Annotated in this window: 13 protein-coding genes; 12 read left to right on the top strand and 1 reads right to left on the bottom strand. The window is 70.1% G+C overall.

From position 1 onward, the window contains the following. A partial coding sequence (locus BQ7388_RS13135; RefSeq protein WP_234946955.1) for a hypothetical protein occupies positions 1-312 on the top strand: 312 nt, incomplete at its 5' end. Between the two features lie 120 nt (positions 313-432). Continuing rightward, positions 433-732 (top strand): hypothetical protein, encoded by a 300-nt coding sequence (locus tag BQ7388_RS10450; RefSeq protein ID WP_072500612.1) that lies wholly within the window; start codon positions 433-435, stop codon positions 730-732. A 1,082-nt stretch (positions 733-1,814) separates the two neighbouring features. Here BQ7388_RS10450 and BQ7388_RS10440 read toward each other — a convergent pair. Further along, a complete protein-coding gene (locus BQ7388_RS10440; RefSeq protein WP_072500610.1) occupies positions 1,815-1,997 on the bottom strand; it encodes a hypothetical protein in 183 nt (60 codons plus the stop codon). 413 nt (positions 1,998-2,410) lie between these two features. Here BQ7388_RS10440 and BQ7388_RS10435 point away from each other — a divergent pair, with 413 nt between their 5' ends. The 10 genes from BQ7388_RS10435 to BQ7388_RS10385 form a co-directional block, all read left to right on the top strand. Next, entirely contained in the window at positions 2,411-4,429 is a 2,019-nt protein-coding gene (locus tag BQ7388_RS10435; protein ID WP_072500609.1) for a phage portal protein, read from the top strand. Positions 4,430-4,739: 310 nt separating this feature from the next. Beyond that, on the top strand, positions 4,740-5,627 hold the full coding sequence (locus tag BQ7388_RS10430; protein WP_456319937.1) for an HK97 family phage prohead protease: 888 nt from the start codon (positions 4,740-4,742) through the stop codon (positions 5,625-5,627). After that, the gene (locus BQ7388_RS10425; protein WP_072500601.1) at positions 5,620-5,883 is read left to right on the top strand and encodes a hypothetical protein; all 264 of its coding nucleotides are present in this window, start codon (positions 5,620-5,622) and stop codon (positions 5,881-5,883) included. Before BQ7388_RS10430 ends, BQ7388_RS10425 begins: the two co-directional genes overlap by 8 nt. Beyond that, entirely contained in the window at positions 5,871-6,275 is a 405-nt protein-coding gene (locus BQ7388_RS10420) for a DUF3168 domain-containing protein (RefSeq protein WP_072500607.1), read from the top strand. Before BQ7388_RS10425 ends, BQ7388_RS10420 begins: the two co-directional genes overlap by 13 nt. A gap of 9 nt (positions 6,276-6,284) precedes the next feature. Beyond that, positions 6,285-6,866 carry a phage tail tube protein gene (locus BQ7388_RS10415; protein ID WP_072500606.1) on the top strand — a complete coding sequence of 194 codons (582 nt, stop codon included), beginning with the start codon at positions 6,285-6,287 and terminating at the stop codon, positions 6,864-6,866. A gap of 3 nt (positions 6,867-6,869) precedes the next feature. Continuing rightward, complete coding sequence (locus BQ7388_RS10410) at positions 6,870-7,163, top strand: hypothetical protein (RefSeq protein WP_072500605.1); 294 nt, start codon at positions 6,870-6,872, stop codon at positions 7,161-7,163. A gap of 274 nt (positions 7,164-7,437) precedes the next feature. After that, entirely contained in the window at positions 7,438-7,995 is a 558-nt protein-coding gene (locus BQ7388_RS10400) for a hypothetical protein (protein ID WP_072500603.1), read from the top strand. Position 7,996: 1 nt separating this feature from the next. Further along, positions 7,997-8,344 carry a hypothetical protein gene (locus BQ7388_RS10395; protein ID WP_072500602.1) on the top strand — a complete coding sequence of 116 codons (348 nt, stop codon included), beginning with the start codon at positions 7,997-7,999 and terminating at the stop codon, positions 8,342-8,344. Continuing rightward, positions 8,337-8,600, top strand: a complete 264-nt coding sequence (locus BQ7388_RS10390; protein WP_072500601.1) for a hypothetical protein — start codon at positions 8,337-8,339, stop codon at positions 8,598-8,600. The genes BQ7388_RS10395 and BQ7388_RS10390 overlap by 8 nt, the downstream gene beginning before the upstream one ends. Then, a partial coding sequence (locus tag BQ7388_RS10385; protein ID WP_129583262.1) for a DUF3168 domain-containing protein occupies positions 8,588-8,854 on the top strand: 267 nt, incomplete at its 3' end. The genes BQ7388_RS10390 and BQ7388_RS10385, both read left to right, overlap by 13 nt.

Here is an 8,854-nt window from a genome sequence, read left to right as displayed (position 1 = left end):
GCTGGGGGGGGTGCCATGGGGCGGAGGGGGTCGGCGGCCTGGGAGCGGGTGCGCCGGGCGGCGTTCGCCCGTGACAAGGAGCTCGGCGCCCGCTGCTGGATCTGCGGCAGGCGCATCGACTACTCGCTCGGCCTGAGCTCGCGCACGGGGACCCCAGACGCGTACGAACCGGACCATTATCTCGACGTTTCGCGCCATCCCGAGCTCGAATATGAGCTGTCCAATATCAGGCCGTCGCACTGCCGATGCAACCGCGCCCGAGGAAAGCGAGCGTCGACGAAACCGCTGGGTATCGCCTCGCGCGAGTGGTAGGGGAGGTAGGGGGTTGGAATCTTGGAGATTCCCGACCGCCGACGCTCTTACCCGGCAGCATTCATTTCCCCCCGACGAAGGGAACCCAAAAATTCCCCACGGCACCGTAAGGGGGCGAAAGTGGCCAAGAGCAAGAGGGAGGGTGACATCGCCCAGCTCCGCAGGAACGCGAGCTTCATCGCAAGGAAGCTCGCCAGGCTGCGCCGCGAGCTCAGGGACCAGTCGCCCTACATCAGGGAGGTCGTCGGCGACAGGACGCCGCACGAGGTCACGAGGCGCAACCCCGCGTTCGACGCCTACGAGTCGCTCCTGCGCGAGTACCGTGGCGCGGTCAGGCTCCTCTCCGACATGGAGGGCGTCGCCGCAGGCGACGCGGAGACGCTCGACGGCATGATGGGCGGATCTCCGCTGAGGCGCTAGGGGGTGTCGTTGGTTGCGCAGGGGCAACACGGAGCCGCGCGTCCTCACGCCGCCGCTCCGCGAGCTGGACGAGGACACCTCGCTCGGGTTCGACGTCATCAGGTTCGCCGAGAGCGTGCTGCGCGTCGGGCTGCTCCCGTGGCAGAGGTGGCTGCTCGTCCACGCGCTCGAGATCGAGGGCGAGTTCGGCGGGGACTGGCGACTGCGCTTCACGGTGGTCCTCGTCCTGGTCGCCAGGCAGAACGGCAAGACCACGCTGATCGTCGTCGTGACGCTGTACTGGATGTTCATGATGCGCTGCGCCCTCGTCATAGGCATGGCGCAGGACCTCACCCGATCGGGNCCGACGCCCACGCCAAGCCCGCGGGGGCCGCGGGCTTCGACACCTTCTACGACACCAGCCTGGTCACCGGCGCGCGCCGCCGCCTCCAGGTCCGAGACCTCTTCGGCGCCGAGTCCCGCGACGCGACCTCCATCCAGTACCTGGTCGAGGGCGCGCTCGAGGGCGACACCGGCATCTCCGCCGAGGGCGAGGCGGGCCACCAGTTCCACTTCGGCGACAAGACCCCCAAGAACGTCGCCCTGAAGAAGGTCTTCGGCATCTTCAAGGAGAGCTGGGAGATCACCCAGGACGAGGCGTGGCTCGCCACCGCCATCCAGAACCGCGGCATCTACACCCACGACCTGAAGGTCGAGGACACGCTCGTCTCCGACCTCGGCGGAACGTCCGGCATCCTCGCCGCCCCCGCCAAGGCCGCGACCCTCGCAGACGACATCTTCGGGGCGATCAGCTCGATCGGCCAGGCGTCCCCCTTCATGGCCGACGCCGTGGTGCTCAACCCCGCCGACTACAAGGCCCTTCGCCTGCAGAAGGACACNTGCTCGACCTCGCGGCGAACGTCGCCGCCACCAAGCCGCTCGGAGACGGCGCGTGGGCGTGGGACCGCGCGAGGAGCAAGGAGGACGTGTCCCCGCTCGTGGCCTGCTCCATGGCCTACGGCTTCGCCACGTGGGCGAGGCAGGACGAGGGCGCGGGGAGCGCCTACGAGGACGAGGGACTGCTGGTCATATGACCCGCCGCCCTAGCCACTGCGGCGCTCCATGTCCTCCCGTATGAGCCGCTTGATGTACCCGGCCTTGTTGGGCTGGGCGCAGAGCCACTCCCAGAGGTCAGCATCGGCAGGGTAGAACCTCGCCACGGCGGTCTTGGTGCTCTCGCGCTTGTACTTGGCGTCCGCCCTCCTCTGGGCGTCAGACACGGCCATCAGCGCCTCCTTCCGTCTATGAGCCTCGCCACGATCGCCACGATCGAGAACGCGACGATCCACTTCGCGAACGTGAGGATATCTTCCATGCCCTTGCCCCCTAGTCGTATAAGATGGGAGGGGAGGGGGCCGAAGCCCCCGCCCCGCGCCCTACCGCATGTGCTTTGGCCGGCCGTCGCGGTGGGGCCGCTCGTCAATCGCCTTCGCGACGTAGTGGACCACGAGTCCCGCTATCACCGCGATGGCGATTTCCTTTATCTCTTCCAAGTTGACCACCTCCTCTCGTCTCTTGTTGGCCCTATTATAGGATTCACCCTATAGATTGTCTAGGGGGAATCCCATATTTCTTAAACATTTTCCGCAAGTAGGGCCATCCGCGAGGGTGGCCTTTCCCATGCCGAAGGAGGGCGCCGATGGCGAACGCGCTCATGCGCCTCTTCCGTCGCGGCCCGCGCTGGGAGCGCGTGGCGGGCCCCCGCGCCACCGCGGTGCTGGGCAAGACGCCCGGCCAGGTGTACCGCGAGCAGCCAGCGCTCAGGGCCGTGGTTGGGTTCCTCGCCCGCAACGTCGCGGCGACGCCGATCAAGGTCTACGAGCGCAGGGGCGACAACGACCGACCGCGCGACGTGGCGAGCCAGCTCGCGCTGCTGCTGACGCGGCCCAACGCCTCCGTGACCACCTACGAGCTCGTGCGGGCCACCGTGTCCGACATACTGATCTACGGCTGGGCGCTGTGGTACGTCGTGCCGAACGCGGACATGGAGAGCGGGTGGGAGGCCACGCGCGTCCCGCCCGAGTGGGTCACGCAGCCGTACACGAAGGACGGCTTCGAGCCGTCCAGCTGGCTGCTGCAGGTGCCCCAGGCCGGCCGCGCGCCGGTGCGCATACAGGCGGCGGACTGCGTGCGCTTCGCGCTCTACGACCCCAGCGACCCCATCAACCCCGCCTCGCCCGTCGAGGCGCTGAAGCTGGTCCTCGCAGAGCAGATAAGCGCCTACGACTACCGCAACAAGGTGTGGCGCAACGGGGGCCTGGTCAACCGCTGGATCTCGCGCGACAGGGAGGCCTCGTGGTCCCCCGGCGCCCGCGAGCGGTTCGCGAAGGACTGGAAGGAGCGCTTCTCGGGCGCGGACGGCACCGACACGGGCGGCACGCCGCTGCTCGAGGACGGCATGCAGCTGCACGACGCGCAGCTCAACGCCCGCGACGCGGAGTGGGCGCAGGCCACGACGCTCGCCCGCGAGGACGTCGCCGCCGTCTACGGCGTCAACCCCTCCATGGTCTGGCACAACGACACGCAGACGTACGCGAGCGCCAGGGACAATGCCCGCGCGCTCTACGCGGAGACACTCACGCCGTACTTCGACCTCATCCAGGAACGTGTGAACCACCAGCTCATGGACCTGCTCGGCATGGACGCGACGCGCCACTACGCGGAGTTCGACCTGCAGAGCAAGCTGCAGGCCTCGCCCGAGGACCTCCTTCCCACGCTCGTCTCCGCAACGGGCCGCCCGGTGCTCCTCACCGACGAGGCGAGGGCCATCCTCAACCGCCCCGCTCTGGGCGGGGCCGCCGCCGAGCTGGCGACGCCGCTCAACCTCCTGCTGGGGGACGAGATGGCGCAGGCAACCGACGCGGGCGCGCCGGGCGAGGCGTCGCGCGCCGCGCCCGCCAAGTCCAAGGGGTGGTCGGCAAAGAGCCACCAGCGCGCGGACGCGGCGGGTGCGGCCCTGCTCACGTCCACGCTGACGAGGTTCTGGGACCGCCAGTCCAAGAAGGTGCTCCCGGCCATCGACAGCGCCAAGTCGCGCGGGAGGCTCGCGAAGGCCGACGGCGACCCCGGCTGGTGGGACGCCGAGCGCTGGGACCGCGAGCTCTCTGCCGACCTCCGCCCGATCATGCTCGAGCTCACCAGGCGCAGCGGTCGGGCCACGCTCCGCGACGTCGGGATGGACCCGGACGGCTACGACAGCGACCGCACCGTGAGCTACCTCAAGGCGATGTGCGACGGCAGGGCCAAGGCGCTCAACGCGTCGATGCTCCGCCAGCTCCTGGCGTCTCTCGACGTCGACCCCGAGGAGGCCGACGAGGACGTGGCCAAGGACAGCCCGAGGGGCGTCTACGACAAGGCGAAGTCCAGCGGGGCGGCCCGCGCAGGGCTGACGCTCGCCACGACTGCGGCGGTGTGGGGCTGCAAGGAAGCCATCGGACAGCGCGTCCCGGCCTCGGAGTTCGAGCGCCGCAAGACGTGGGTTCACGCCGGCAGCGGCGAGGCCAACCCGCGCGACGAGCACCTCGCCATGGACGGCGAGACGGTGGGCTACGACGAGCCGTTCTCCAACGGGGCCCACTGGCCGCACGACGACTCGCTCACGGCCGAGGACACCTACGGGTGCCAGTGCGAGGTCGAGATAAGCATCTACAGGCGGTGATCGCGTGATATACGTCATCCTCGGTCCGCCCTGCGCGGGCAAGTCCACCTACTGCCGAGAGCACGCGCGGGACGGGGACGTGGTGGTTGACTACGACGCCCTGGCCGACGCGCTGGGCAACCGCCACCCGCACGAGGCGCGCGGCGAGGTCAGGGACGCCGCCTTCGCCGCTCGCGCGTCCGTCATAGAGCGCGCCCTCGCAGGCGGGGGCGGGGACGCCGACCACTACGTCATCCACACCTCCCCGTCCGAGGGGCAGCTCGCCGCATACGAGGCCGCGGGCGCGGACGTGGTGACGCTCGACCCGGGCATGGACGAGTGCCTCAGGCGGGCTGGCGAGGACGGGAGGCCCGCGCGCACGGCCCAGGTCATCCGCGAATGGTACGAGCGACAGAAAGCAGGCAAGATGCACAGGCACAAGAGCTTCGACGTGAAGGCGGACGGCGCGTCCGACCTCGGCGAGGGCATCATCGAGGGGTACGCCGCCACCTTCGACGAGGACGTGCCCGACTCCTGGGGCGACGTGATCAAGGCGGGGGCCTTCTCGCGCACGCTGGGGGAGCGCGGCGAGCGCCCCATCCCCTTCCTCTTCGGCCACGACGTGAGCCAGCCCGAGAGCAACCTCGGCGCCGCCACCGCCCAGGAGGACGAGCACGGCCTGAAGTTCACGGCGAGGCTCGACCTGGACAACCCGAAGGCGGCCTACACCTACAAGCTCTACAGGGAGGGCCGCATCTCGCAGTTCTCCTTCGCCTACGACGTGCGAGAGCAGGCTGAGGTCACGCTGGACTCTGGCGTCAAGGCCAACCAGCTCATAGACCTCGAGCTCTTCGAGATCTCGGCGGTGCCCATCCCGGCCAACCCCAACGCGCTCGTCACGGACGTGAAGGCCTCAAAGTACGGCAGGCGCAAATCCAAGGCGGACGAGGGCCAGCTGTCCCGGCTCCGCGACGCCCTCGCGGGGGCGCTGGAAATCGTTGACCAGCTCATCGGCGACGAGGNGACGCAGACCGCCATGCCCGCCACGTCCAGGGCGACGCTCTACCTGCCGCCCGGGGCCGACGTGCGCAAGGGGGACAGGGTGACCTACGCGGGCCGCGACTACGCCGTGGACGGCGAGCCGATGGCCTACCCGTCGCCGCTCGGCGGCGTCGACCACCTCGAGGTCCCGCTCGTGGATTGGAGCGCCAATGGCTGAGAGGGTCGGGGGCTTCCGGCTCGAGCTGGACCACGAGGGCATCCGCGAGCTCCTGCAGTCGCCGGAGGTCGAGTCGGCCGTCCGGGAGAGCGCCGAGCGCATCGCCGCCGTTGCGGGGGACGGCTTCGAGGTCGGCGACGCCTACCACGGAGACTCGCGCGTTGTCGTGTCCGTGCGCGCCATGACCAGGGAGGCCAAGGTGGCCGAGGCAACCGACAAGACGCTGACGCTGGCGGTGCAGGCATGCAGAGCGTGACGGTGCCCAGGGACGGCGAGTGGCTCATGGCGCGGGACATCGCCGAGGCGACTGGGATCGCGTGCGTCGCGCAGTACCCCGAGGAAGTCACCGGGGAGCCGCTTGCCCACGTGCGCCAGGTGGGGTGCGTCCCGGTCACGGCGGTCACGTGGGAGCACGACTGGTCGATCGACGTGTGGGCGGGCGCCGGGGATGACTACGCCGAGGCCACGCAGGCGGCGTACCGCATCGCAGGTGCCATCTCCGCCATGGCACGGCGCACGCCCGCGAGCGGGAACGCCTGGCACGACCCGTCCGTGACCTCCGTCTACCCGAACCCAGACCCAAACCATCCCGGCGTGCCGCGCGTGACCGTGGCCGCCAACGCCGCCCTGCGCGGCGCAGAGCAGTAAGGAGAACGAATGGGCAAAGAGGACAGCAACAAGGTCTACCTGCCGGTGACCGGCGAGGTCAACGTCGGCCTCCCCGGCAAGGCGAAGGCCCCGACCGACGCTCGCTCCGAGCTGGACAAGGCCACGTGGCCGGACGCGCTGGGCTACGTCGGCGCGGACGGGCTCGCCGTCTCCGGCCTCATCGAGGCGGGGAACGCGCTGCGCGACTGGTGGAAGAAGAAGATCCGCGTCGTGCCCGGAGAGGCCGACCCGTCCATCACGCTCCCGTCCATCCAGGTTGACTCCACCATGGCCAAGATGCTCGTGGGAGACGGCAACGTGAAGGTCACCCCCGCCACGGCCGAGCACGGCGAGGTCATCGACATGGGGTTCACCGGCGAGCCGGGCCCCGAGCGGTCGCTCTGCTTCTCCATGAAGGACGGCAACCGCCGCATCCGCGTCTACGTGTACGACGGCCAGGTCACCGAGCTGTCCGACGTGAGCTTCAAGCCGGACGACAACACCTACTCGATGACCATCTCGCTCAACAAGGCGCCCGACGGCTGCTACGTGCACTTCATCTACGACGACGGCGTCGTGACGGGAGCGTAGGACATGGCTGACACCTTCCAGCTCGTCCGCCACGAGGCGGAGACGTTCGACTTCAAGGTGGGCGAGAGCGGCCCGTACTCCGTGCCCAAGTACCGCTGCATCAGCCTGTCCGAGGCGCTCGCCCTGCGGGGAAGCTCGGACAACGTCGAGGCCACCGCCGGCATGCAGGCGTTCTTCGAGCGACACGCGCCGGGGTGCACCGAGGGGCTCACCATCGGGGACTTCGGGGCGCTCGTCAAGGCGTGGGTCGCCGACTCCGGCATGAAGCCGGGGGAATCGCAGGCCTCGTCCGCCTAGACGAGGAGACGGACGGGGCGCTCGACTGCGACCTCATGGCCACGCTCGGCATCCGCCTGCGCGACGTGCCCGCCACCATCGGCTGGGACGGCCTCTCCCTCCTCGTTCGGCACCTCCCCGTGGGGTGCGCGACGTGGAGGGCCCTGAACCCCGGCATGGAGCGCNCAGCCCTCCGGGGCGAGACTGGCCGGGGACGGGCGGGAGACCGCCAAGCCCAAGGCCGCGAAGCCCCGCAACAAGGCCCGCAAGGCCGCGAACAAGGGGGCGGACGAGGATGCCTAGCGCCTACCGATACGAGGTCGACGGCGAGCTGCCGCCCATCATGACCCCCGACGAGTTCGCAGCGGCAACGGGCGGGACCCTCAGCGCGACCACCGAGACGGTCGACTGGGCGCTCGGGGCGTACTCGGACGCCATCCGCCGGCAGTGCGGGTGGCACGTCGCCCCCTCGCTGGCGTGCGCCTACGTCGCGGACGGCGGGCGGCTGATACGGCTCCCCGCCATGTCGGTCTCCTCGGTGGACTCCGTGTCCGTGGGAGGCGAGGCAGTCGACCCCGAGTGCTACGAGTGGAGCCAGGATGGCCTGGTGCGCTTCGTGCGGCCCTGCGCCGCGCTCCGGGCGGGCTGGCGCGGCGTCACCGTGCGCTACGTCGCCGGGTCAGACGCGATGGGAGCGCTGCAGTCGACGCTCGTCGCCCTCGTCTCGGAGTTCCTCGTCGGGCACCCCGGCATCAGCAGCCAGACGGCGGGCGGGACGCAGGTGAGCTACAGCGCCCAGCAGGGCGTCATGGCGCACTCGGCGGAGCTCGCGCCCTACAGGCTGGTGACCTAGCATGCCGATGCCGACGTGGAACCTGGTCGCGATCGCCGTCGCGCGGCCCGGCAAGAGGGTGTCGCGTGGCACGGAGGTGGCGGACTGGTCAAAGCCAACGAAAGCCACCATCTCCGGCTGCTGGGTGGGCAACCCCCAGACGTCCACGGACAAGACGCAGACCGCCATGCCCGCCACGTCCAGGGCGACGCTCTACCTGCCGCCCGGGGCCGACGTGCGCAAGGGGGACAGGGTGACCTACGCGGGCCGCGACTACGCCGTGGACGGCGAGCCGATGGCCTACCCGTCGCCGCTCGGCGGCGTCGACCACCTCGAGGTCCCGCTCGTGGATTGGAGCGCCAATGGCTGAGAGGGTCGGGGGCTTCCGGCTCGAGCTGGACCACGAGGGCATCCGCGAGCTCCTGCAGTCGCCGGAGGTCGAGTCGGCCGTCCGGGAGAGCGCCGAGCGCATCGCCGCCGTTGCGGGGGACGGCTTCGAGGTCGGCGACGCCTACCACGGAGACTCGCGCGTTGTCGTGTCCGTGCGCGCCATGACCAGGGAGGCCAAGGTGGCCGAGGCAACCGACAAGACGCTGACGCTGGCGGTGCAGGCATGCAGAGCGTGACGGTGCCCAGGGACGGCGAGTGGCTCATGGCGCGGGACATCGCCGAGGCGACTGGGATCGCGTGCGTCGCGCAGTACCCCGAGGAAGTCACCGGGGAGCCGCTTGCCCACGTGCGCCAGGTGGGGTGCGTCCCGGTCACGGCGGTCACGTGGGAGCACGACTGGTCGATCGACGTGTGGGCGGGCGCCGGGGATGACTACGCCGAGGCCACGCAGGCGGCGTACCGCATCGCAGGTGCCATCTCCGCCATGGCA

This window comes from Olsenella phocaeensis (assembly GCF_900120385.1).
GTDB classification, from domain to species: domain Bacteria; phylum Actinomycetota; class Coriobacteriia; order Coriobacteriales; family Atopobiaceae; genus Olsenella_I; species Olsenella_I phocaeensis.
The sequence above is the reverse complement of the archived record's forward strand: the minus strand, read 5'-3'. Positions and strand labels throughout refer to the sequence as shown.

Excerpts from the sequence above, each read along its gene's own strand:
- BQ7388_RS10440 (WP_072500610.1), bottom strand. The coding sequence starts at position 1,997 with ATGGCCGTGTCTGACGCCCAGAGGAGGGCGGACGCCAAGTACAAGCGC.
- BQ7388_RS10435 (WP_072500609.1), top strand. The coding sequence starts at position 2,411 with ATGGCGAACGCGCTCATGCGCCTCTTCCGTCGCGGCCCGCGCTGGGAG.
- BQ7388_RS10425 (WP_072500601.1), top strand. The coding sequence starts at position 5,620 with ATGGCTGAGAGGGTCGGGGGCTTCCGGCTCGAGCTGGACCACGAGGGC.
- BQ7388_RS10420 (WP_072500607.1), top strand. The coding sequence starts at position 5,871 with ATGCAGAGCGTGACGGTGCCCAGGGACGGCGAGTGGCTCATGGCGCGG.
- BQ7388_RS10415 (WP_072500606.1), top strand. The coding sequence starts at position 6,285 with ATGGGCAAAGAGGACAGCAACAAGGTCTACCTGCCGGTGACCGGCGAG.
- BQ7388_RS10410 (WP_072500605.1), top strand. The coding sequence starts at position 6,870 with ATGGCTGACACCTTCCAGCTCGTCCGCCACGAGGCGGAGACGTTCGAC.
- BQ7388_RS10400 (WP_072500603.1), top strand. The coding sequence starts at position 7,438 with ATGCCTAGCGCCTACCGATACGAGGTCGACGGCGAGCTGCCGCCCATC.
- BQ7388_RS10395 (WP_072500602.1), top strand. The coding sequence starts at position 7,997 with ATGCCGATGCCGACGTGGAACCTGGTCGCGATCGCCGTCGCGCGGCCC.
- BQ7388_RS10390 (WP_072500601.1), top strand. The coding sequence starts at position 8,337 with ATGGCTGAGAGGGTCGGGGGCTTCCGGCTCGAGCTGGACCACGAGGGC.